This is a genomic window from Aliihoeflea sp. PC F10.4 (assembly GCF_054612275.1).
Genome location: NZ_JBTSWH010000001.1, coordinates 2,254,851 through 2,278,674 on the forward strand (window position 1 = coordinate 2,254,851; position 23,824 = coordinate 2,278,674).

The 23,824-nt window shown below is 61.8% G+C and carries 19 protein-coding genes; 7 read left to right on the forward strand and 12 right to left on the reverse strand.

Going from position 1 to position 23,824, the window contains the following annotated elements; all coding sequences use genetic code 11:
* Positions 1-70: 70 nt before the first annotated feature.
* Positions 71-415 (reverse strand): DUF2147 domain-containing protein, encoded by a 345-nt coding sequence (locus ACX82Z_RS11550; RefSeq protein WP_459588890.1) that lies wholly within the window; start codon positions 413-415, stop codon positions 71-73.
* A 405-nt stretch (positions 416-820) separates the two neighbouring features.
* Between ACX82Z_RS11550 and ACX82Z_RS11555 the strand changes: the two genes are divergently transcribed.
* The gene (locus tag ACX82Z_RS11555; protein ID WP_459588892.1) at positions 821-1,078 is read left to right on the forward strand and encodes a sel1 repeat family protein; all 258 of its coding nucleotides are present in this window, start codon (positions 821-823) and stop codon (positions 1,076-1,078) included.
* Between the two features lie 113 nt (positions 1,079-1,191).
* On the opposite strand, the gene ACX82Z_RS11560 is transcribed toward ACX82Z_RS11555, so the two are convergent.
* The 6 genes from ACX82Z_RS11560 to ACX82Z_RS11585 form a co-directional block, all read right to left on the reverse strand.
* Complete coding sequence (locus ACX82Z_RS11560) at positions 1,192-1,596, reverse strand: hypothetical protein (protein ID WP_459588894.1); 405 nt, start codon at positions 1,594-1,596, stop codon at positions 1,192-1,194.
* A gap of 91 nt (positions 1,597-1,687) precedes the next feature.
* Entirely contained in the window at positions 1,688-3,652 is a 1,965-nt protein-coding gene (locus ACX82Z_RS11565; RefSeq protein WP_459588895.1) for an acetyl/propionyl/methylcrotonyl-CoA carboxylase subunit alpha, read from the reverse strand.
* A gap of 72 nt (positions 3,653-3,724) precedes the next feature.
* Positions 3,725-6,352: a PQQ-binding-like beta-propeller repeat protein gene (locus tag ACX82Z_RS11570; RefSeq protein ID WP_459588897.1), complete on the reverse strand. Its 2,628-nt coding sequence runs from the start codon at positions 6,350-6,352 to the stop codon at positions 3,725-3,727.
* A 149-nt stretch (positions 6,353-6,501) separates the two neighbouring features.
* Complete coding sequence (locus ACX82Z_RS11575) at positions 6,502-8,109, reverse strand: carboxyl transferase domain-containing protein (RefSeq protein WP_459588898.1); 1,608 nt, start codon at positions 8,107-8,109, stop codon at positions 6,502-6,504.
* Positions 8,110-8,193: 84 nt separating this feature from the next.
* A complete protein-coding gene (locus tag ACX82Z_RS11580) occupies positions 8,194-9,357 on the reverse strand; it encodes an isovaleryl-CoA dehydrogenase (protein ID WP_459588899.1) in 1,164 nt (387 codons plus the stop codon).
* Positions 9,358-9,359: 2 nt separating this feature from the next.
* The gene (locus ACX82Z_RS11585) at positions 9,360-9,968 is read right to left on the reverse strand and encodes a TetR/AcrR family transcriptional regulator (RefSeq protein WP_459588901.1); all 609 of its coding nucleotides are present in this window, start codon (positions 9,966-9,968) and stop codon (positions 9,360-9,362) included.
* 102 nt (positions 9,969-10,070) lie between these two features.
* Between ACX82Z_RS11585 and metH the strand changes: the two genes are divergently transcribed.
* Both metH and ACX82Z_RS11595 read left to right on the forward strand, forming a co-directional pair.
* Positions 10,071-13,832 carry a methionine synthase gene (metH, locus tag ACX82Z_RS11590; RefSeq protein ID WP_459588903.1) on the forward strand — a complete coding sequence of 1,254 codons (3,762 nt, stop codon included), beginning with the start codon at positions 10,071-10,073 and terminating at the stop codon, positions 13,830-13,832.
* A gap of 66 nt (positions 13,833-13,898) precedes the next feature.
* Positions 13,899-15,068 carry a serine hydrolase domain-containing protein gene (locus ACX82Z_RS11595; protein WP_459588905.1) on the forward strand — a complete coding sequence of 390 codons (1,170 nt, stop codon included), beginning with the start codon at positions 13,899-13,901 and terminating at the stop codon, positions 15,066-15,068.
* 90 nt (positions 15,069-15,158) lie between these two features.
* On the opposite strand, the gene ACX82Z_RS11600 is transcribed toward ACX82Z_RS11595, so the two are convergent.
* Positions 15,159-15,353, reverse strand: coding sequence for a hypothetical protein (locus tag ACX82Z_RS11600; protein ID WP_459588907.1), 195 nt, complete (start codon positions 15,351-15,353; stop codon positions 15,159-15,161).
* Positions 15,354-15,422: 69 nt separating this feature from the next.
* On the opposite strand from ACX82Z_RS11600, the gene ACX82Z_RS11605 reads away from it, so the two are divergent.
* Both ACX82Z_RS11605 and ACX82Z_RS11610 read left to right on the forward strand, forming a co-directional pair.
* On the forward strand, positions 15,423-16,925 hold the full coding sequence (locus ACX82Z_RS11605) for an AMP nucleosidase (RefSeq protein WP_459588909.1): 1,503 nt from the start codon (positions 15,423-15,425) through the stop codon (positions 16,923-16,925).
* Positions 16,926-16,933: 8 nt separating this feature from the next.
* Complete coding sequence (locus ACX82Z_RS11610; protein WP_459588911.1) at positions 16,934-17,917, forward strand: endonuclease/exonuclease/phosphatase family protein; 984 nt, start codon at positions 16,934-16,936, stop codon at positions 17,915-17,917.
* On the opposite strand, the gene ACX82Z_RS11615 is transcribed toward ACX82Z_RS11610, so the two are convergent.
* Positions 17,918-18,526 (reverse strand): glutathione S-transferase family protein, encoded by a 609-nt coding sequence (locus tag ACX82Z_RS11615; protein WP_459588913.1) that lies wholly within the window; start codon positions 18,524-18,526, stop codon positions 17,918-17,920.
* 273 nt (positions 18,527-18,799) lie between these two features.
* The gene (locus ACX82Z_RS11620) at positions 18,800-20,482 is read right to left on the reverse strand and encodes an electron transfer flavoprotein-ubiquinone oxidoreductase (protein ID WP_459588915.1); all 1,683 of its coding nucleotides are present in this window, start codon (positions 20,480-20,482) and stop codon (positions 18,800-18,802) included.
* Positions 20,483-20,687: 205 nt separating this feature from the next.
* Here ACX82Z_RS11620 and ACX82Z_RS11625 point away from each other — a divergent pair, with 205 nt between their 5' ends.
* Complete coding sequence (locus tag ACX82Z_RS11625) at positions 20,688-21,533, forward strand: uracil-DNA glycosylase (RefSeq protein WP_459588917.1); 846 nt, start codon at positions 20,688-20,690, stop codon at positions 21,531-21,533.
* Here the strand turns inward: ACX82Z_RS11625 and ACX82Z_RS11630 are convergent.
* Positions 21,504-21,902, reverse strand: a complete 399-nt coding sequence (locus ACX82Z_RS11630; RefSeq protein ID WP_459588919.1) for a hypothetical protein — start codon at positions 21,900-21,902, stop codon at positions 21,504-21,506. The genes ACX82Z_RS11625 and ACX82Z_RS11630 overlap by 30 nt on opposite strands.
* Before the next feature lie 114 nt (positions 21,903-22,016).
* Between ACX82Z_RS11630 and ACX82Z_RS11635 the strand changes: the two genes are divergently transcribed.
* Positions 22,017-22,826, forward strand: coding sequence for a helix-turn-helix domain-containing protein (locus ACX82Z_RS11635; protein WP_459588920.1), 810 nt, complete (start codon positions 22,017-22,019; stop codon positions 22,824-22,826).
* Here the strand turns inward: ACX82Z_RS11635 and ACX82Z_RS11640 are convergent.
* Positions 22,810-23,766, reverse strand: coding sequence for a DMT family transporter (locus ACX82Z_RS11640; RefSeq protein WP_459588921.1), 957 nt, complete (start codon positions 23,764-23,766; stop codon positions 22,810-22,812). The genes ACX82Z_RS11635 and ACX82Z_RS11640 overlap by 17 nt on opposite strands.
* Between the last annotated feature and the right edge of the window lie 58 nt (positions 23,767-23,824).

Genomic DNA, 23,824 nt, shown 5'->3' on the forward strand with positions numbered 1-23,824 from the left:
GACGCCAGCTCCCCGCAAAGCAAAAGGCCCGACAAGATCGCCGGGCCTTAGTGTGTCTTCCGGCGGGACTCTACTGGCGCGCCAGATCCTCGCCGCGGCAGATCAGGCCGCCCATGACGCAGCCGCTCATTTTCATCGTGTTGCCGTTGACGCTCGCCTTGCCCTTATAGGTCTTGCCTTCGTCGAGCACATTCACCGTGCCCTGATAATCGCTGCCCGCTCCAGCCATCGTGCCGATCGCCTGGCCGTTATATTCGCCCGAGCGTACGGTGCCGCAAAAGCCGGCCGAGCAGGGCGCGAACTCGATCAAGGTGCCGTTGCCGCGCTTCCACATGCCGACGATCGGCTCGGCCGCGAATGCAGGGGCCGTGACGAGTACACAGGCGGCAAGCGCCGCCCAGAGTTGAACTTTCATTGCTTCCTCCCAAAAAGCGTCGTGCCCAAAAGCTTACGCAGACGTAAACGTAATGGAGTTTTCAGGCGGTGGAAAGTGGGGTCATCGCGTTCGCGTGATCCGACGAAAATTTGCTTTCAGGGACGATTTTTGGCGCGCAGTTCATTTGCGACCGTTTCGCGTGGTTAGCGCGGGGTAAAAATGAAATGTGGCAATTGTCTTGAAATTGTCTGAACGACCGCGCGATCGCGGGGTTTCCATGCTTAACGAAACGTGGCGTTTACGGAAAATTTGAGCTTTGTTTGAAGCTCGTTAAGCACGCCTTTTTACGGCAGATTCAAGCCTCCCCGGCATTCTCGAAGCATCACACAGCAACAAGAGCGGCACGGAAAAATCCGGCTCTCGGGACGAAACAGGGGACTTGAAATGGCACGCTACGAAATGATCGAAGCCGGCATCGGCTCCACTGCCCAGGCCGACATTCTTTTCGAACTCGGCATGATGTACGCCACCGGCCGCGACTGCGATGTCGACGTCATCGCCGCGCATAAATGGTTCAACATCGCCGCCATCAAAGGCAGCAACCGCGCAGCGCTTCTTCGCCAGGAACTGTCCGACTCCATGTCGAAGGGCGATATCGCCAAGGCGCTTCGCGAAGCACGCGAATGGATGACGACACACTGATCTGAATTACGGCAACAGAGCGGGATCACCCGCCGGGCCGCGCGTACAGGGACGCGACGAAAAAGGGCCGCTGCGACAAGCAGCGGCCCTTTTTCTTTACACGATCGTCACGATCAGTTGCCGAGGGCGCGATCGAGCAATTCCATGGTGATGTCGGCGCAGGCACGCGTCTCTTCGCGCGGGCTGCATTTCGCCTCGACCTTCACCGCGCCGTCTTCGTCGATTTCGACCTTGAACTCAGGCCCGCTGCGCATCGCGCGCCAGCCCGGTCCGCCGCGCGGACCGCCGGGGCGCATGTGATGACGCGGACCGCCTTCGCGCATTTCATGGCGCGGGCCGCCGGCTCCACGGGCATTTTCTTCCGGATTGGCGGCTGCGTCAGGATTCATCCCGCCCGCGTCCATTTCCTCGCCCGGCGGCGGCGGTTCCGGCGCGTCCGGTGGCGGGGGCGGCGTCTGGGCGAGAGCGATGGAACAGGAAAGAGCGACGGCCGAGGCCGTCAGCAACAAGGTGCGCATAGAAAATCCTCCGTTGGAACCAACGCTACAACGGATGACGGAATCGAGGTGTTCCGCAAAAAGCGAACGAGCGGATCACATTTATGCAGCGTCAGGCCGGCTCGACCGCCTGCGCCTCTTCCTCGAACCGCACGAGCACGGTTCCGTCCGTGACCTGCGTGCCTTCCGACACGATGTCCGCAACGACGCCGTCATGCGGTGCGGAGATCGTGTGCTCCATCTTCATGGCTTCCAGCACCAGCAGCGCCTGCCCCTTTGTTACGGACGCGCCGCTTTCCACCCGCACCATCTTGACGAGGCCGGGCATCGGCGCGCGCAGCGCATCGCCGCCGGCTGCCGCGTGTTCTGCCCGCGCAAACGGATCGTCGAGAACGAAATCATGGCTGCCCGCCTCGTCGAAAACGGTGACGTGCCCCTGCCACAACGCAGCCTTCGCGCGGTCGGCTTCGGACAGGACGAACCTCTCGCCCTCCAGATCGGCCTCGAAGCGCCCATCCGGCCGCGCGGTCACATTAGCGGTTCTTATGGTGTCGCCAGCTTCGAGCCGAACCGATTTCGCAAGACCGCCGAAATGCCCATAGCCGATCAGTTCGGACCACGGGTCGCCGTCGCGCTTTGCCGGAGCGCCGGCAGCAGCCAGCGCAGCGATGGCAGCCGCGCGCGCCGTCGCCTTGCCGGGACGGGTGAGTTCGGCCTGCTTGCGTCCGATGAGGCCCGTATCGACATTGCCGGCAGCGAAATCCACATCCGATGCAAGAGCGGCAAGGAATTGCGCATTGACGATCGACCCGGCGACCTGCGTTGCGTCGAGCGCTTCCACCAACCCGGCAAGCGCAGTAGTGCGGTCCTTCGCATGGACAACGACTTTTGCGATCATCGGGTCGTAGAATGGACTGATCGTATCGCCGGATCGCACGCCCGTATCGATGCGCAGTTCGGCCTGTGTTTCGAGCCGTTCGGGAAACTTCAGATGATGAAGCGTGCCGATGGCCGGCAGGAAATCGCGGCTCGCATCCTCGGCGTAGAGGCGCGCTTCGACCGCATGACCCTCGATACCGATTTCCTCCTGCCTCATCGGCAGCGCCTCGTCGGATGCGGCACGCAACTGCCATTCCACAAGGTCGATCCCGGTGATCATCTCCGTCACGGGATGTTCGACCTGAAGACGTGTGTTCATCTCCATGAACCAGAAGCGGTCGGCACGAAGGCCGTCTGAGGCGTCGACGATAAATTCGATCGTGCCCGCACCGGAGTAGCGGATAGCCTTTGCGGCCTTTACGGCCGCAGACGTCATGGCCGCGCGCATGCCCTCGTCCATGCCGGGTGCTGGCGCTTCCTCGATCACCTTTTGATGGCGGCGCTGGGCGGAGCAATCGCGCTCGAACAGATGAACGACATTGCCGTGATTGTCGCCGAAGACCTGAACTTCGATATGGCGCGGCTTGGAAACGTATTTTTCGACCAGCACACGGTCGTCGCCGAACGACGCCTTGGCCTCGCGCTTCGCTGCCGCCAACGCTTCGGGAAACGACGCCTGGTCCTCAACGAGGCGCATTCCCTTGCCGCCGCCACCTGCGCGGGCCTTGATCAATACCGGGAAGCCGATCTCCTGCGCCTTCGACGACAGCACGACCAGTTCCTGCGCTTCGCCGTGATACCCGGGCACGACCGGCACGCCGGCCTTTTCCATCAGGCGTTTAGCCGCGTCCTTCAGGCCCATCGCGCGGATCGAGGCCGACGACGGACCGATGAAGACGAGGCCGGCACGCTCCACCTGATCGACGAAATCCGGATTTTCCGAAAGAAAGCCGTAGCCTGGATGAATGCCTTGCGCGCCCGTTTCCTTCGCCGCCGCGATGATCCGCTCACCGACGAGATAGCTTTCGCCAACCGGCGACGCTCCGATGTGAATTGCTTCATCGGCCATCGCCACATGCCGCGCATTGCGGTCCGCATCCGAATAGACGGCAACCGTCGCAACGCCCATGCGCCGCGCAGTCTCGATAACACGGCATGCGATCTCGCCGCGATTGGCGATCAGGATTTTGGTGAACATCATTCCTCCAATGCAAAAGCGGCGAAGCATGAGCCTCGCCGCTTTATAGCTTCCTGCTGCGAAAGCGTCACGTCATCGGGAAGGCGAAGCCGTGCCCAGCCGATATGCGATAATGTAGTCGCCAGCCGTCGTTCCCGTGGAGCCATGTCCGCCCGCGACGACGACAAGATACTGGTTTCCATCCGCGCCGCGATATGTGGACGGCGTTGCCTGCCCACCGGCCGGCAGGCGGTCCTGCCAGAGTTCCTCGCCGGTCTGAAGATCATAGGCACGGACGAAGTAGTCGAGCGTTCCAGAAAGGAACGCCACCCCGCCTTTCGTCACGATCGGCCCGCCGATGCCCGGAACGCCCATCTTGAAGGGCAGCGGAACCGGCGCTAGGTCGCGCACCGTGCCGTTGACGCGCTTGTAGATCGTCTCGCCGCTCGTCAGATCGACGCCTGCGATGTAGCCCCACGAGGGCTGCTGACACGGAAGACCGATCGGCGACATGAACGGGCCCATTCGGGCGGCATAAGGCGCACCGAAATTCTCATTAAAGACAGGGCCGCCATCATCCGTGACGACGCGCGTCTCATCGTCCTCGCGCGGAACCATCGTTGACGTGAACGCCAGATAGACCGGCATGCCGAACATGATCTGCCGTTCGGGATCGACTGCGACCGAGCCCCAGTTGAACGTGCCGAAATTGCCCGGATAGACGATCGTTCCTTCTTCCGATGGAGGCGTGAACGCGCCCTCGTAGCGCATCTGGCGATAGGCGATGCGGCAGGCGGCCTGGTCGAGGGGCGTCGCGCCCCACATGTCGCTTTCGCGAAGCATATCGGGCCGGAAGCTGACAGAGGAATGCGGCTGCGTCGGTGCGGTCCAGTCGTCGCCAACCGCGCCCTGCGGCGCCGGCTCCTCGGCAACCGGATGCACCGGCTCGCCCGTTTCGCGGTTCAGGACGAAGATGTCGCCCTGTTTGGTCGGCTGCACCAGTGCGGGCACGGTCTCGCCGTCGATGGTCAGGTCGATCAGTGCCGGTTGCGCGGGAACATCGTAATCCCAAAGATCATGATGGACGGTCTGGAAGACCCAGGCGACTTCGCCCGTCGAAGCGTTCAACGCAGTTACGGACGACGAGAACCGCTCGGTTTCCTCGCTGCGGTTCGCGCCATACTGGTCGGGCGATTCATTGCCCATCGGCAGATAGACAAGGTCGCGATCGGGATCATAGCTCGCCACGCTCCACATGTTGGGCGAGTTTTCCATATAGGTCTCGCCTTCGGCGATCGGCTGCGTGGCATCGGGGTTCTTGGAATCGAAGTTCCAGACGAGTTCGCCCGTCCAGATATCATACCCACGAATGACGCCCGAAGGAGACGTCGTCGAATCGTTGTCGTTGACCGCGCCGCCGATGATGATGACCGAATCGGTCACGACCGGCGGGGATGTCGTATAGGTGGAGCCCGGCGTCACATTGGGCATGTTGGCCCAAAGGTTGATCGTCCCGTCCTCGCCGCCGAAACCGGCGCAGATCTGGCCCGTCTCTGCGGACAGCGAGATGACGCGCCCGTCGGAAGTCGGCGCAAAGATACGGCGAAGGCACGCCTCGTCCCGATTGACGTATCCGTCTTCATCGCGCGTAACGGTCGGGTTTTGTGCACCCGGCTCGGCTTCGCCGGTGACGACGTTCTGAGCGACGCCGGCAGCCTGCCGCGTGACGGATTCGACGGACAGCGCCAAGCGCTCGTCGTTCGAGAGCGTCGGACGTTCCTGCGCATCTTCCGGGGGCGTTGCGGCCTGTTCTTCCGTCGCAGGCTCCTCGCCTTCCACGACGGGTGCTTCCGGGGCAGTAGCCTGCGCCTGCTCGGGCGCTGCGGGAACCAGATCGGTGCCGTCGAAATAGGATACGCCACGGCACGTCATGTGCTGCGTCGTCGGCGTCGGCGGCTGTTGCAGTTGCGGATCGAAGCGCCAGCGTTCCTGACCCGTCACCGGATCGAGCGCGATCACCGTTCCGAACGGCGTGCAGATATACATGATGTCGCGGACGACCAGCGGCGTCACCTGATAAGTCGTCTCCTCCGGGTCCGAACCGCTGCGCTCCTGACCAGTCCGGTAGGTCCATGCGACCTCGAGATTGGCGACGTTCTGCGGTGTGATGTCGGTCAGCGGCGAATAGCGCTGTCCGGCGGCAGTGCGGCCATAGGCCCGCCATTCGCCATCGTCGACACCGTTATCGACCGGGGCGGTCAGACCGGCCATCTGCTGGGCCGAAAACGTTCCGTCCTGATCGCGCGGCTCCATCCAGATCGATCCGGCGGCGACCAAGCCGCTGACGACAAGAGCGAAAGCAAGCGTCGCGCTGTTCGGTCCGTAGACAGCCTGTGGCAGACCGGGCGGATGCATCGCGCGCACCATCGGGGGCAGGAGAAGCAGCACGCCAAGTGCCACAAGCAGGCTGCCGCGCGCCGAAAGCGCCCACCAGTCGAAACCGGCTTCCCACAGCGCCCAGCCGAGCGTCAACAGAAGCGTCAGCGCGTAGACCGAAAGCCCGGTTGGCCTTCGGTCCCACAACAGCCCGGCCGAAATGATCAGGCCGACACCCATGACGACGTAAAACCATGAGCCGCCGAGCGAGGCGAGCCAAGCCCCCTGACCGGCAAGAACGACACCGATCAGAAGAATGATCGTAGAAATGATGATGCGGTACATTGCCGGCCCCGATGAGCAATGAAAATACAAAGCCCACGGTCAAGCAGGCTCCCCTTTGAGTGCCTGTCGGCACCCTCGCGCGGGCTGGCGATGAGTCCACGCAAATCGGGAACGGGCAACCGGCGTTCCGGTTCCGCAAAAAAATGCGGTCACATGCGAAAAACGCCGAATTTCGTTTCGGGTATCGGTGCATTGAGCGCCGCAGACAGCGACAAGGCCAACACCTCGCGTGTTTTGGTGGGATCGATAATACCGTCATCCCAGAGACGGGCAGACGAATAAAGCGGATGCCCCTCGGCTTCGAACTTGTCGAGAACCGGTTTTTTGAACGCGGCCTCCTCCTCGGCGCTCCATGTGCCCCCGCGCCGCTCAATGCCTTCGCGCTTGACGATGGCGAGAACCGTTGCGGCTTGCTCGCCGCCCATGACGGAAATGCGCGCGTTCGGCCACATCCACAGGAAGCGCGGCGAATAGGCCCGCCCGCACATGCCGTAATTGCCCGCACCGAACGAGCCGCCGATGATCATCGTGACTTTCGGCACTTTCGCCGTGGCAACGGCCGTGACGAGCTTGGCCCCATCCTTGGCGATGCCGCCCGCCTCATATTTGCGCCCGACCATGAAGCCGGTGATGTTTTGCAGGAAAACGAGCGGGATTTTGCGCTGGCAGCACAATTCGATGAAATGCGCGCCCTTTTGCGCGCTTTCGGAGAAAAGGACGCCATTATTCGCGATGATGCCGACGGGCATTCCGTAGAGATGGGCGAAACCCGTCACCAGCGTCGTGCCATAATTGGTCTTGAACTCGTCGAACTCGGAACCGTCGACGACGCGGGTGATGATCTCGCGCACGTCATAGGGCTGGCGCGTGTCCTGCGGGACGATGCCGTGAATTTCATCCGGCGAATGGAGCGGTGGCCGCGCATCGCGAATGTCGAGCGCGACGTTCTTCTTCCGATTGAGGTTTTTCACGATCCGGCGAACGATCGCGAGCGCGTGTGCATCGTCGACCGCGTAGTGGTCCGCCACGCCGGATTCGCGTGTGTGAAGGTCCGCGCCGCCGAGGTCTTCGGCTGACACGACCTCGCCCGTCGCCGCCTTTACCAGCGGCGGACCGCCCAGAAAAATGGTCGCCTGCTTGCCGACCATCACCGTTTCGTCCGACATCGCGGGCACATAGGCTCCGCCCGCCGTACACGATCCCATGACGCAGGCGATCTGCGGAATACCGGCGGCCGACATGTTGGCCTGATTGTAGAAGATGCGGCCGAAATGCTCCTTGTCGGGAAACACCTCATCCTGATTGGGTAGGTTCGCGCCGCCTGAATCGACGAGGTAGATGCAGGGCAGGTTGTTTTCGAGTGCGATCTCCTGCGCGCGCAGATGCTTCTTCACCGTCAGCGGATAATAGGTTCCGCCCTTCACCGTCGCATCGTTGACGACGATCACAACCTCGCGCCCCTCGACGCGCCCGATGCCGGCGATCAGACCGGCCGACGCGATATCGCCGCCATACATGTCGTTGGCCGCGAACTGGCCGATTTCGAGAAACGGCGCGCCGGTATCGAGCAGTTGCGCAAGCCGGTCGCGCGGAAGAAGCTTGCCCCGCGAAACATGCCGGTCGCGCGCCTCTTCCGAACCGCCAAGCGCGATCTCTTCGGCCTTGTCGCGCATCTGTTCGACGAGATCGCGCATGGCTTCCGCGTTCGATTTGAACGCGTCGGACGAGGTGGAAATCTGCGAGTTGATGACGGGCATCTCAGTGTCTTTCGCTCGGTTGTTCAGCGACGGATTCGAAGCATGCGATCCAAACCGCTCATGCGCCGGATGGCAAGCTTTGAACTATGCGCTTTCCGACATCATTTCGCGGCCGATCAGCCAGCGGCGGATTTCGCTGGTGCCCGCGCCGATCTCGTAAAGCTTGGCGTCGCGCAGCAGGCGTCCGGTTGGATATTCGTTGATATAGCCGTTGCCGCCAAGAAGCTGGATGGCGTCGAGCGCCGTCTGCGTCGCCTTTTCGGCGGCATAGAGAATGCATCCGGCAGCGTCCTTGCGCGTCGTCTCGCCACGGTCGCAGGCACTCGCCACGGCATAGACATAGGCGCGGCAGGCCGAGAGCGTCGAATACATGTCCGCCAGTTTGCCCTGTACGAGCTGGAATTCGCCGATCGGCTGGCCGAACTGCTTGCGCTCATGGACATAAGGCACTGCCACATCAAGGCACGCCGCCATGATGCCGAGCGGCCCGCCGGCCAGAACCGTGCGCTCATAATCGAGGCCGGACATCAGCACCTCAACGCCGCGCCCTTCCTCGTGAAGCACGTTCTCGAACGGGACTTCCACATCCTCGAAGACGAGTTCGCCCGTGTTCGATCCGCGCATGCCGAGCTTGTCCAGCTTTTGCGCCACTGAAAAGCCCTTGAAACTCTTCTCGACGATGAAGGCCGTGATGCCACGCGATTTTTTCTCCGGGTCGGTCTTGGCGTAGATGACCATCGTGTCGGCGTCCGGGCCATTGGTGATCCACATCTTAGTGCCGTTGAGGATGTAGCGGTCGTTCTTCCTGTCGGCGCGAATGCGCATGGAGACGACATCCGAGCCTGAGCCGGATTCCGACATGGCAAGCGCCCCCACCGCCTCGCCTGAGCAAAGCGTTGGCAGGTATTTCGCCTTCTGCTCGTCCGTGCCCCAGCGGCTGATCTGGTTGACGCAGAGATTCGAATGCGCGCCGTACGAAAGTCCTACCGACGCCGAGGCGCGACTGATCTCCTCCATCGCGATGACATGGGCGAGATAGCCCATACCGGAACCGCCATGATCGGGATCGGCGGTCATGCCCAAAAGGCCGAGTGCACCCATTTCCTGCCAGAGTTGGTTCGGAAACTCGTTCGACGCGTCGATCTCGGCGGCAAGCGGCGCGATGCGATCCTGCGAAAAACGGCGTACGGTTTCGCGCAGCGCGTCGATATCCTCACCATGGCCGAACTTCATCGTGTGGTCGTACATTTTCAGTCTCCCTCAATATGGGGCTTCGCACCGGCAAGGCGCAGCGTCATGGTCAAATAGCGGTCCGTGATTTCGTCGATCGACAGACGCTCATCGGGCCGGAACCAGACAATGACGCCGGTGATCATTTGGATAATCGCCATGGAAACGAGCGCTGCGTCCTCGACATCGAAAACGCCTTGCGATGCGCCGTGCTGCAGGATCGCGCGCAATTCGCGCTCATAGGTTTCGCGCAGCACGACGACCGTCTTCAAACGGTCCGGCGAAAGGCTGCGCAGTTCCAGATTGCTGACATGGGTGGCATCGCGGCGCGCCAGGTGAAACGCGATGTGGTTGCGCACGAACGCGGCCAGTTGGTCCCGCGGATCGCCGCTGTCGTCTAGCGTGTCCCGGCTTTTTATCAGCGCATCCATATGCTCGCGCATCAGCGTGAAAAGCAGATCTTCCTTGGTCGGAAAATAGCGGTAGAGCGCGGCGGCCTGGACACCCACCTCATCGGCAAGCCTGCGCATCGAGACGGCTTCATAGCCATGGCGCGCGATCAGGCGCGTTGCCGCATCGCGCAACGTGGCCAGCGTTTTCTCGCCATCCGATCCGATCGTGCGTGCCAAATTCTTCTCCCGAAACACAATAAAACGAACGTTCATTTAATTCAAGAAAACTCATGTAATGTTGACATAAACATATCTTTATGTGATCGATCGTTGCTCATAATGGAGATTGCCGTGATCGACGAACTGTTCGGAGCCACCCGCGAAAAAGACGATGTGGCAGCGCTGCTGCGACAGGCGGCAAGCGAGCGTATTCTTATCATCGACGGTGCGATGGGCACGCAAATCCAGGGGCTCGGTTTCGACGAGGATCATTTCCGCGGCGGCAGGTTCGGCGGCTGCGCCTGCCATCAGCAGGGCAACAACGATCTTCTGATCCTGACCCAGCCGGCGGCAATCGAGGACATCCACTATCGTTACGCGCTGGCCGGCGCGGACATTCTCGAAACCAACACCTTTTCGTCCACCTCCATCGCGCAGGCCGATTACGGCATGGAGGATCAGGTTTACGAGTTGAACCGTGACGGTGCACGGCTGGCCAAGCGCGCGGCGATCCGCTCGGAAAAGCAGGACAGCAAACGCCGTTTCGTTGCCGGCGCACTGGGACCGACCAACCGGACCGCCTCCATCTCGCCCGACGTGAACAATCCCGGCTACCGCGCCGTCTCCTTCGACGATCTGCGCGTCGCCTATGCCGAGCAACTCGCCGGTCTGATCGACGGCGGCGCGGATCTGATCCTGATCGAGACGATCTTCGACACGCTCAACGCCAAGGCGGCGATCTTCGCTTGCCGCGAGGTGTTCGCGGAAAAGAACGTCGATCTGCCGATCATGATTTCCGGCACGATCACCGACCTTTCAGGCCGCACATTGTCCGGCCAGACACCGACCGCCTTCTGGCATTCGATCCGCCATGCTGACCCCTTCTCGGTCGGTCTCAATTGCGCGCTCGGCGCGGACCAGATGCGTGCGCATCTCGCCGAAATATCCAGCGTGGCAGGCACGCTGACATGCGCCTATCCCAATGCCGGGCTCCCAAACGAGTTCGGCCAGTATGACGAAACGCCCGCCGAGATGGCCGCTCAGATCGGGCGGTTTGCGAAGGAAGGGCTGGTCAACATCGTCGGCGGCTGCTGTGGCTCGACGCCCGAGCATATCGCGGCCATTGCAGCCGAAGTTGCGAAATATCCGCCCCGCGCGATCCTGCGGAAAAAGCCGTTGATGCGCCTTTCCGGGCTTGAGCCGTTCACGCTTACCTCGGACATTCCGTTCGTCAATGTCGGCGAACGAACCAATGTCACCGGCTCGGCGAAATTCCGCAAGCTGATCACCAATGGGGACTACGCCACGGCGCTCGACATCGCGCGCGATCAGGTCGAGAACGGCGCGCAGATCATTGACGTCAACATGGATGAGGGCCTGATCGATTCGAAGGCCGCGATGGTCGAGTTCCTGAATCTTATCGCCGCCGAGCCGGACATCGCCCGCGTACCGGTCATGATCGACAGTTCCAAATGGGAGATCATCGAGGCCGGGCTGAAATGCGTGCAGGGCAAGGCCGTCGTCAATTCCATCTCCATGAAGGAGGGCGAGGAGGCGTTTCTTAATCACGCGCGCCTTTGCCGCGCATACGGCGCGGCCGTCGTCGTCATGGCATTCGACGAGGCTGGGCAAGCTGACAGCCGCGAACGCAAGGTCGAAATCTGCACGCGCGCCTACAAGCTCCTGACCCAACAGGCAGGCTTCGCCGCCGAAGACATCATCTTCGATCCCAACATCTTCGCCGTTGCAACCGGCATCGAGGAGCACGACAATTACGGCGTCGATTTCATCGAAGCGGCGCGAGAACTGACGCAAACGCTTCCCGGCATCCACATTTCCGGCGGCGTATCGAACCTTTCCTTCTCGTTCCGAGGCAACGAGCCGGTGCGCGAGGCGATGCACGCCGTCTTTCTTTACCACGCCATTCAGGCGGGGATGGATGTGGGCATCGTCAATGCCGGCCAGCTCGCTGTTTACGAGACGATCGATCCCGAACTGCGCGAAGCCTGCGAGGATGTGGTCCTCAATCGACGCGCCGACGGAACCGAGCGCCTGCTCGACCTTGCCGAGCGCTACAAGGGCACAGGCGGCCGTGAAGCGCGCGAGAAGGATTTGAGGTGGCGCGAATGGCCGGTCGAAAAGCGGCTGGAACACGCGCTTGTCAACGGCATCACCGACTATATCGAAGCAGATACCGAAGAAGCCCGGCAGGCTGCCGAGCGCCCCCTTCACGTCATCGAAGGTCCGCTGATGGCAGGCATGAACGTCGTCGGCGACCTTTTCGGCGCGGGCAAGATGTTCCTGCCACAGGTCGTCAAGTCCGCTCGCGTCATGAAGCAGGCGGTCGCGGTGCTCCTGCCCTATATGGAAGCTGAAAAAGCGGCCAATGGCGGATCGGAGCGCAGGTCCGCCGGTCGCATCGTCATGGCGACGGTCAAGGGCGACGTCCACGACATCGGCAAGAACATCGTCGGCGTCGTTCTTGCCTGCAACAATTACGAGGTGATCGACCTCGGCGTCATGGTGCCATCGACGAAAATCCTCCAAACGGCACGCGAGCAAGGCGCGGACATTATCGGCCTGTCCGGCCTCATCACGCCGTCGCTGGACGAGATGGTCCATGTGGCCTCCGAACTCGAGCGCGAGGGCTTCGACATTCCGCTCCTGATCGGCGGAGCGACGACGAGCCGGGTCCACACGGCGGTGAAAATCCATCCGCAATATGAACGCGGGCAGGCCGTCTACGTGACCGACGCCAGCCGTGCCGTCGGCGTGGTCTCATCGCTGCTGTCGGACCGGCAGAAGGCCGGGTTTGTCTCCGATACGCGCACAGAATACGCCAAGGTCGCCGACGCGCATGCGCGCCGTGAACTGGAAAAGCAGCGCCTGCCGCTGGCGGCGGCACGCGCCAATGCATGCAAGGTTGACTGGAACAGCTACCGGGCGATGAAACCGTCTGTTCTCGGCACCAAGGTGTTCGACGACTGGGACGTTGCCGAACTTGCGCGCTACATCGATTGGACGCCCTTTTTCCAGACATGGGAACTGAAAGGCCGCTATCCGCAAATCCTCGATGACGAGGCTCAAGGCGAAGCAGCGCGCCAGCTCTTCGAAGACGCGCAATCCATGCTGAAGCAGATCGTGGAGGAAAACTGGTTCCGCCCGCGCGCCGTCATCGGCTTCTGGCCCGCCAATTCTGTCGGGGACGATATTCGTCTCTACACCGATGAAGCACGCACGAACGAACTCGCCACATTCTTCACGCTTCGACAGCAACTCGCCAAGCGCGAAGGCCGCCCGAACGTAGCCCTGTCGGATTTCGTCGCGCCCGAGGGACAGCCCGACTATGTCGGCGGCTTCGTCGTCACGGCCGGCATCGAGGAGGTCGCCATTGCCGAACGGTTCGAGCGCGCGAATGACGATTATTCGTCGATCATGGTCAAGGCGCTCGCCGACCGTATCGCCGAAGCGTTCGCCGAGCGCATGCACCAGAAAGTGCGCACCGAATATTGGGGCTACGCGCCGACCGAGGCGTTCGCCAATGAAGACCTGATCACCGAAGCCTATGACGGCATCCGCCCCGCGCCGGGCTACCCCGCCCAGCCCGACCATACGGAAAAGGAAACGCTCTTTCGCCTGCTCGATGCAGAAAAAGTGGCCGGCGTGAAGCTGACGGAAAGCTATGCCATGTGGCCCGGCTCGTCCGTGTCAGGCCTCTATATTGCGCATCCCGACAGCTACTATTTCGGGGTCGGCAAGGTCGAGCGCGATCAGGTCGAGGATTATGCTGTGCGTAAGAGGATGGACGTTGCCGAGGTCGAGCGCTGGCTTTCCCCGATCCTCAACTACATGCCGACATCGCTGGCACAGGCAGCCGAATAGGTTCTGGACCTTGACGGACGAGGTGCGAAGCAGGTTTGACGGTGTCTCCCGACAAAGGAGGCATCGATGACGGACCAGATCGTATCCCGCGGCGACGTAAATCTTTCCAACTGGCGCGAGCATCCGTTTTCGACGCTCAGCTTCCAGTCTGTCAGCGAGTTCGTGCCGGTCGCGCCGATGACAACGGCAAAGGAGCGCCCCGACGGCATCGTCGGAAGCGCCGCGCTGGAGGCATTGAAGCTTGAGATCGACGGCGTCTCCCTGTCGCCCATCGACTATCTGCGCTCGTCCTACACGGATGCCCTCGTCGTTCTGCGCGACGGGAAACGCGTCGCGGACTGGCATGCGCCGCATTGCGACCTCGAGCGCCCGCACGTCATCTTCTCGATTTCCAAATCGGTAACGGGCCTTCTCGCCGGCATCGCAGCAGGCGACGGATTGCTAAATCCTGACGCGCCGATCACCCGCTACGTGCCGATGCCGCAATCGAGCGCCTATGGAACGGCGCGCGTGCGCGACCTTCTCGACATGACGGTCGATCTCGATTTCGACGAGGAATATACCGACCGGGACAGCGCTTTCGACCGCTATCGTCGCGCCATGCTTTGGAACCCGGAGCGCGCAGACACGACCGCGCAGACGATGGAGGAATTTCTCGCAACCCTGCCCCCGCGCGCAGATGGCGAACATGGGAAGCGCTTCTATTACGCCTCGCCGAACACCGATCTTCTCGGCCTCGTCGTCGAGCGCGCGGCCGGGCGGCGCTATCACGAATTCCTCGCCGAGCGCCTGCTGAGGCCAATGGGCGCGACCGGCGCATCCTACGTAACCGTTGACCGGGCCGGGACAGCGCGCGCGGCCGGCGGCGTTTGCATCACCGTCGCCGATCTCGCCCGCCTCGGCGAAGTCGTGCGCAATGGGGGATGCGGTCCCGACGGCACGCGGATCGCTCCCGCCGCATGGATCGATGATCTTCTGACGAATGGAAACCGGCAGGCATGGGTCGACGGCAATTTCGCCGACATGTTCGCCGATGGCCGCTATCGCTCGTGCTGGTATCAGGTCGGCGATGCGAACAGCTCGTTCTGCGGCGTCGGCATTCACGGCCAGTGGGTCTGGACCGATCCGGTGCGCAAGATCACGATCGCCAAGGTCTCGTCACGCCCCGAGGCGAGCGACGACGCGGCACTCGCGCGCGCGATCGCAGCGCTGACGCAGATGTCGGCCAAGCTCTGATCTACGGATCGCAACCAATTCTTAACGCAGATGAAGCCGCGATGAACGGACGTCTCAGGACACGTTCAGCGCCCCCTTGCCATGATCCGGTCAACATTCGACGCGGTGACAAAGCAAGGGTTCTGAAATGTTGGCACGCAGGTTTTCGATCGTCTGCATCATGGTGGTGCTGTTCGGCATGGGATTGTCCGTGCTTGTCGCGGAGGCCAGCAGGCCGTCGAGCAGTCTGGACTTCTCTTCGCCGTCTTCATGCGTTTTCGAGCAGTCCGTTTTTTGCGCCGGCATTCCCAGATTCTGAACCGGACAAAAGCGTGTCCGTCTCGCAACCGACACCAAGAGCCCTTATAATGGGCCATGGAAAAGAGAATCTACCCGACCGCCATCGAACATGTTTCGAGCCCCCCGCTCTACGCGCCGAAAAGCTTCACCGATGTCGGCGAGGCGATCGCCGAGTTGAAGGCGCTTTACGAGCGCAATACCCAGTTCCTGCGTGACAGTTTCGCGAGCCTTGCCAAGGGCAACACCGAGCACAAGCGTTTCCGCGCCTACTATCCCGAGGTCGGGGTGACGACGTCGTCCTTCTCGCTGGTCGACAGCCGCCTCGCCTATGGCCACATGCCGCAGCCGGGCCACTACACGACCACGATTACCCGGCCCGATCTCTTCGAAAGTTACCTCGTCGACCAGCTTACGCTTTTGATCAAGAATCACGGCGTGCCGATCATCGTGGGCGAATCGGAGACGCCGATCCCGCTGCATTTCGCATTTCTGGAAGGCACCTATGTCGAGGCGTCTGTCGCCGACGGGATCAAGCGCCCGCTGCGCGACCTTTTCGACGTTCCGGATTTGAACGCGACCGACGACCACATCGCCAACGGCACCTATGAGCCGCTGGCCGGCGACCCGATGCCGCTGGCGCCTTTCACCGCACAGCGGATCGACTATTCGCTGCACCGCATGACGCATTATACAGCGACCAGCCCGCAGCATTTCCAGAACTACGTGCTCTTCACCAATTACCAGTTCTATATCGACGAATTCTGCGTCCATGCCCGCAAGCTGATGGCGGACGGCGGCGGCGGATATGAAAGCTTTGTCGAGCCGGGAAACGTCATCACCAAGGCGGGCGAAACAATGCCGCATGACGGAACGACGCCGACCCGGATGCCGCAGATGCCTGCTTATCACCTGACGCGGAAGGGCCATGGCGGCATCACCATGGTCAATATCGGCGTCGGTCCTTCCAACGCCAAGACGATCACGGACCACGTCGCGGTCCTGCGACCGCATGCCTGGCTGATGCTTGGCCATTGCGCGGGTCTTCGCAACACGCAGGCGCTCGGCGACTATGTGCTCGCGCATGCCTATGTGCGCGAGGACCACGTGCTGGACGACGATCTTCCGGTCTGGGTGCCGATCCCGGCGCTGGCCGAAATCCAGGTCGCGCTTCAGGAAGCCGTTGCGGAAGTCACCGGTCTTTCGGGCTATGAACTGAAACGCATCATGCGGACGGGGACTGTCGCCACCATCGACAACCGCAACTGGGAACTGCGTGAGCAGCGCGGGCCGGTGCAGCGCCTGTCGCAAAGCCGCGCCATCGCGCTCGACATGGAATCGGCCACGATCGCGGCGAACGGTTTTCGCTTCCGCGTCCCCTACGGCACATTGCTATGCGTTTCCGATAAGCCGTTGCATGGCGAACTGAAACTGCCTGGCATGGCGACCGAGTTTTACAAGACGCAAGTCGCCCAGCATCTGACGATCGGCATTCGCGCGCTCGAAAAGCTTGCGGAGATGGCGCCGGACCGGCTCCATTCGCGCAAATTGCGCAGCTTCTCCGAAACGGCGTTTCAATAGAGCGCCAGATGCGAGGATCACTTCTTTTGCGCCTTGGCGCACTTTGTCTTGTGGCCGGCACCGCTGGAGCGATCAGCCTTGGCTATCTTGGCTGGCTGCATCCGGGCTTCGATTCCTTCTCGCATTTTCGGGTTCATCTGGCGGCGCTGCTTATCATAGCGGTGCTGCCGCTGGCGCTCTTTCGCTACTGGCCCGAAGCGATATTTGCCGCGCTGCTCGGCATCGGCGCGCTCTGGAGCACGCTCGAACCGCCGCCGTCAGAACATGTCGCCGAGGCAGGCGAACAAACCGCCATATTCCGGCTGTTCCATCTCAATTTGCGCTATGACAGCGAGCGGCCCGACCTCGTCCTGTCGGCGATCGGGGAGCAAAGGCCCGATGTCGTGACGCTGACCGAAGTGTCGGAGAACTGGCGTGGATGGCTGAGGGTTCTGGAAGGCACGTATCCCTATCAGATCGTCTGCCCGCCGCCATCGCGCATCGGCGGCGTGGCGATCCTTTCGCGCCGTCCGCTAGTGTCGGACCCGGCCGAAGCGTGCGGCGATCGCGGCTCCTATGCACGCGTCGACATCGATTTCGCCGGCAGGCAGGCCAGTGTTGCCGCCCTTCATCTCGGCTGGCCGTGGCCGTTCGGTCAGGACAGGCACCTGCCATTCGTGGAAGAGGCCGTTTCCACGCTTGACGACACGGCGCTCCTTGCAGGCGATTTCAACGCCGTACCGTGGAGCCGCACTGTCCGACGTGTCGCCGAAGCGGGCGGGCTCGACATCCTGCGCGGCATCGGCGCAACTTATCTCGACCGACGCCTGCCTTCTTCATGGTTGCAATGGATCGGGCTGCCCATCGATCATGTGCTGGTCAAAGGCGGCGTCGAGGTTCGCTCGGCAAAAACGCTTGCGCCTGTGGGATCGGACCATTTGCCGATCCTCGTCGAGTTCTCGCTCGCCGCGCAGTCGCCGCGGCAATTGGTCGAATTCGCGGCACGGCGCTGATCAGAATTTTATGGTGCGCCTGAACGCCGGCCGCTCGCTTACGCGCGCGACATAGGTATTGATCAGGTTGCTTTCCTTCAGCCCTGGCGCACCGAAACTCATCGCCCATGCCATCATCGCGCCGATATAGACGTCGGCGCCGGAAAATTTCTCGCCGAGAAGATAGGGGCCGTTTGCAAGCCCGGTTTCCACCGCGTGTACGGCCTCGTCATACGATCCCCAACCTGCCGCCGTTTTCGGCAGCGGCTCGACATCCTTGCGCATCATCTTTTCGAGCAGCGCCGGTTCGAACACCGAACCGCCGAAAAACAGCCACCGATACCATGTGCCGCGTTCGGAACTGCCGAGAGCCGGCGCGAGGCCCGCATCCGGATAGGCATCGGCCAGCCATGTGCAGATCGCAGCCGATTCCGTAATCACCGTGCCGTCTTCGAGCACGATTGTCGGGATCTTTCCCATCGGATTGACCGCGAGCAATCGCGCGTCGCGACCCTGATCGTCGCCAAACTCGATATCGACGATCTCGTAGTCGGCACCGACCTCCTCGAGCATCCAGCGGACAGTGGAGGCGCGGCTGCGCGGATTATAGAAGAACTTCATGCGCGACATGGGAGAACCTTTCGTGGGCCGGTGGTCGATCGCACCCCACCAACGAAAATATCCCAGCGCCTGCCGGCGGCAACACGCATTTCGCATTGCGCCTGCGATCTCCTGACAGGTTCAGGAGATCAACCAGACGCTACATGTTCGGGTAAACCGGCCCTTCGCCGGCATTTCTCTCGGGCGGCGGTCCGTGCGGGCCGGTCGAACATTACATGTTCGGATAGACCGGCCCTTCGCCGGCATTTTCTTGGACGGCGGTCCGTGCAGCCCGGCCGAACATTACATGTTCGGGTAGACCGGCCCTTCGCCGCCTTGTGGCGGCACCCAGTTGATGTTCTGGTTCGGGTCCTTGATGTCGCATGTCTTGCAGTGGACGCAGTTCTGCGCGTTGATGACGAAAGTGACGTCAACGCCCATTTTGTCGGCGGCCGCATTGCCGTCCGCATCTACCCATTCGTAAACGCCTGCCGGGCAATACCGAGAGGACGGACCGGCATAGACGTCATGCTCGGACCGCTTCTGGAGATCCATATCCTTCACCTGAAGGTGGATCGGCTGGTCTTCTTCGTGATTCGTGTTCGACAGGAACACCGAGGACAGCCGGTCGAAGGTGAGGACGCCATCGGGCTTCGGATAGTCGATCTTCTTGTGCTGCGATGCCGGCTCCAGCGACGCCGCGTCGGTCTTGCCGTGCTTTTGCGTACCGAAGAAGGAGAAGCCTAAAAGCTGGTTCGTCCACATGTCGAGGCCGCCGAGACCGACACCGATCCACGTGCCGAAGCGCGACCAGAGCGGCTTGACGTTGCGCACCCGCTTCAGATCCTTGCCGATGTCGCTTGCGCGCCATTCGGCCTCATAAGCCGTCAGTTCGTCGGCAAAACGCCCCTCGCCCAACGCCTCAGCGACCTTTTCGGCCGCGAGCATGCCCGACAGCACCGCATTGTGCGATCCCTTGATGCGCGGGACGTTGACGAAGCCGGCCGAGCAGCCGATCAGCGCGCCGCCGGGGAAGATCAGCTTCGGCACCGACTGCCAGCCGCCTTCGGTGATCGCACGCGCGCCATAGGAAAGACGCTTGCCGCCTTCGAACGTATCGGCGATGGCGGGATGCGTCTTGAACCGCTGGAACTCTTCGAAAGGTGCGAGATAGGGGTTCTTGTAGTTCAGATGGACGACGAAGCCGACCGCGACCTGATTGTCTTCCAGATGGTAGAGGAACGAGCCGCCGCCTGTCTTCGCATTCAACGGCCAACCAAACGAGTGCTGGACGAGGCCGGGCTTGTGCTTTTCCGGTGCGACCTGCCACAGTTCCTTCAAGCCGATGCCGAATTTCTGCGGCTGGGAGTTTTTTGCGAGATCGAATTTCTCGATGAGCTTCTTGGCGAGCGAACCGCGCACGCCTTCGCCGATCAGCACATACTTGCCGAGGAGCGCCATGCCCGGTGCGTAAGCGGGGCCGTGGCTGCCGTCACGCTCGACGCCCATGTCGCCGGTGACGACGCCGGTCACGGCGCCAGCTTCATTGTAAATCAGGTCGGCGGCGGCGAAACCGGGATAGATTTCGACGCCCAGCGCTTCGGCATGGCCGGCGAGCCAGCGGCATGCGTTGCCAAGAGAAACGGCATAATTGCCGTGATTGTTCATCAGCGGCGGCATCAGGAAATTGGGAATGCGCACGGAGCCGGCCGGGCCAAGAAGCAGGAACTGGTCGTCGGTAACCGGCGTCTTGAAGGGATGATCGCTTTCCGAGCGCCATTCAGGTAAAAGACGATCGATGCCGATCGGATCGACGACTGCGCCTGACAAAATGTGCGCGCCGACTTCGGCACCTTTTTCCAGAACGACGACGGAGAGTTCGGGATCGAGCTGTTTCAGGCGGATCGCAGCGGCAAGGCCGGCAGGCCCAGCGCCGACGATGACCACGTCGAATTCCATGCTCTCGCGTTCAATCTCTTCACTCATCTGACTCTCCCGCCCGCTGGCTATATGCTGGCTTACGGCCGCCGGCGCGACCTTCATCATGCCGTGCTTATCGCATCAGTTTCCGGTGCGAAACCTTAACTGCACGTCCAACACGGCTGCTTCAGGGGAAATTATATTCCGTTGACGTAAACGTCAAATATTCATGCGCTTGGCCGTACGGCCATGCATCGATATAGAGGAGGCGATGACCGAGCCGATCAATTTGCGCGAACTCCTTCTTTTCTACGCCGACAGCGGCGTCGACGAAGCGTTGCTCGACGCGCCGGTCGATAGATTCGCGCCGGTGGAAGCCCAGGCGCCTGTTGCATCAGTAAGTGCAAACGAGCGGGACAAGCCGCCGCTGCCACAGGCGACGGTTACTCGCGCGGCGCCCGCTCGCCCGCAAGCGACGGTCCCGGACGAGGGCCAGAGCGAACGCGCACGGTTGATGGCGCGCGAAGCGGACTCGCTGGAGGATTTGCGCGCCTGCCTCGAGCAGTTCGACGGCTGCAATTTGAAATTCACCGCCAAGAACCTCGTCTTCGGCGACGGCAATCCGCAAGCCGACATCATGTTCGTCGGTGAAGCACCCGGCCGCGACGAGGATATCGAGGGACGGCCCTTCGTCGGGCGGTCCGGGCAGTTGCTGGACCGGATGCTGGCCGCGATCGAGCTCGACCGGACGAGTGCCTACATCACGAACGTCATTCCGTGGCGACCGCCCGGCAACCGGACGCCGACCCCGATCGAAACGGAAATCTGCCGCCCGTTCATCGAGCGGCAGATCGAACTGGTGAAACCAAAGATGCTGGTGGCGCTTGGCGGGCCTTCCTCGAAAATTCTGCTCAACACCACCGAAGGCATCATGCGTCTTCGCGGGAACTGGAAGGAACACAGGACGCCGGGCGATGTGTCGATACCGACAATGCCCCTGCTCCATCCGGCCTATCTGCTGCGAAACCCTGCCCACAAGAAGCTCGCATGGCGCGACCTTCTGGAGATCAAGGTGCGGCTTCGCGGCTTAGGCAGCGGCGTGTCGTCCGCCACGTAGTGCGCCAAATTGGAGCACCGCGAAGGCGGCGACGGCAAGTGCCTGCGCAACCATAAAAACGATGCCGAAAAGGTTCGGCTCGACCACGCCCGACAGCAGGATCGCAAAACTCGCCACGACCCATGCACCGTTGATGAAAACAATCTCGCGCAACCAGCCGGCCGGAATGACGGGCTTGCGCGCCATCACGATCAGAAAGGCGGCGATCGGCAAGAGCGCCACCCCAGCCCAGAAAATCAGACCTTGGGGCAGATCGAGAAGTGAGGAAAGAAACCCTGCCGCGAAGATTGTCGGAACGGCGGCTGCGACGCCCATGGCAGCGTCGGACCGAAGCGTAGTGCGGAGAAAAGGCGTGTTTTCGATCGGCATTTTTGCGTCCTTTCATTGGTGATTGAATGCACCAACGATGCCCTGTCCCTTGCATCTTCGCGATTACCTCGCAGGTAATGGCCGCACAAAAAGTGGGAAGCTAGAAAACGATCCATGCAGACTCAACTTACCGATCCGTCATTCAGCCACCTCCTCAAGGAATGGCGCGCCCGCCGCCGGGTAAGCCAGCTCGATCTTGCGATGGAAGCCGAGATTTCGCAGCGACATTTGAGCTTCATGGAAAGCGGACGCGCCAAACCATCGCGCGAGATGGTGCTGCGCCTTGCGGAAGGGCTCGACATGCCGCTTCGCCGCCGTAACGAAATGCTGCTCGCCGCCGGTTTCGCACCCGGCTTTGCAGAGCGCAAGCTGGACGACCAAGCGCTCGCGCCGGCCATGATGGCGGTCGAGCAAGTGCTGAAGGGGCACGAACCGAACCCGGCGATCGCGGTCGACAGGCAGTGGAATCTCATCGCGGGAAACGGGGCGATCGGGCCATTTCTGGCGGATGTGGAAGACCTCGAGCTTCTTAAGGCTCCCGTCAACGTGCTGCGCCTCAGCCTGCATCCGAAGGGTCTTGCCCCGCGCATCCTCAATCTTGGTTCCTGGCGCGCCCACCTTCTCGAACGCTTGCAACGACAGGTCGAGACATCCGGCGACGAGGGACTGGAAATATTGTTGGCCGAATTGTCCGCCTATCCCGGCCAGCCGGGGATTTCGAAATCCAAGCCTCATGAGGGACAGGATATCGCCGTGCCGCTACAAATCCGCATCAACGGCGAAATCCTGTCGTTCATCTCGACCATTACCGTCTTCGGTACACCGCTCGACATCTTGCTGTCGGAACTGGCGATCGAATCGTTCTTCCCGGCAGATGCGGCCACGCGCGCGATCCTGCAGCGGCAGTTTATTGCGGCGGCGTGACCTTGCGGGCCTTGCCCCGCGGAAGACCAAGCCGCTGCTCGCGCCAGATGATGAAGAGGCCCGCCGCGACGACGATCGTGCCGCCGACGAGGGTATAGCCCGTCGGCACGTCACCGAACGCGAAGAAACCGACAAGAATGGCGAAGATCATCGAGGTGTATTCGAACGGCGCGATGGTCGAAAGCGGTGCGTGACGATAGCTCTCGGTCATCAATATCTGGCCGACGCCGCCGCAAATCCCCGCGCCGATAAGGCAGGCCGCCTGCGTCGGCGACAGGGCGACCCAGCCGAACGGGATGGTCAAAAGCGCCGCGACCGTGGACGTCAGCGTAAACCACAAAACGATCGTCGCAGTCTGCTCGGAGTGGACGAGCCGGCGCACGAGCAGCATCGCGACAGCCGAAACGGCCGCTGCCATAAGCGCTGCGGTGACACCGAGCACCTGATCGTTTTCGAGACCTTGCCCGCTGGTGAAAAGCGTCAGGTTCGGCCATGAAATGACGATGACGCCGACGAGGCCGATCACGACCGCGCTCCAGCGATAAAGGCGCACGACCTCACCGAAGAAAACCGCGGAAAAGACGACGACGAGCAGTGGCTGCGCGTAATTCAGCGTGATCGCCTCCGGAAGCGGCAGACGCGTGAGTGCAAAGAAGCCGAGACCCATGGACGTCACGCCGACCAGTCCGCGCGCGATGTGGCTGAGCGGACGCGACGTGTGCAAAGCGGTTCGAAGCTCGCGCCGCCACGCCAGAAGAATGAGGATCGGCAGGATGGCGAAGGCCGAACGAAAGAACACGATCTCGCCCGCAGGAACGCGCCCTGCCGCCTTGATCAGCGAGGCCATGCCGACGAATGCTGTGACCGACACGACCTTGAACATGATGCCCGTCAGCGGATTGCGACCCGCATATAAGGCTTCCTGCTCGTCTCTGGTCATGAATGTCTTCGCCGCGACAAGCCGCGACCCCTCCCCGTTCGAATCGCGGTCTGCTACC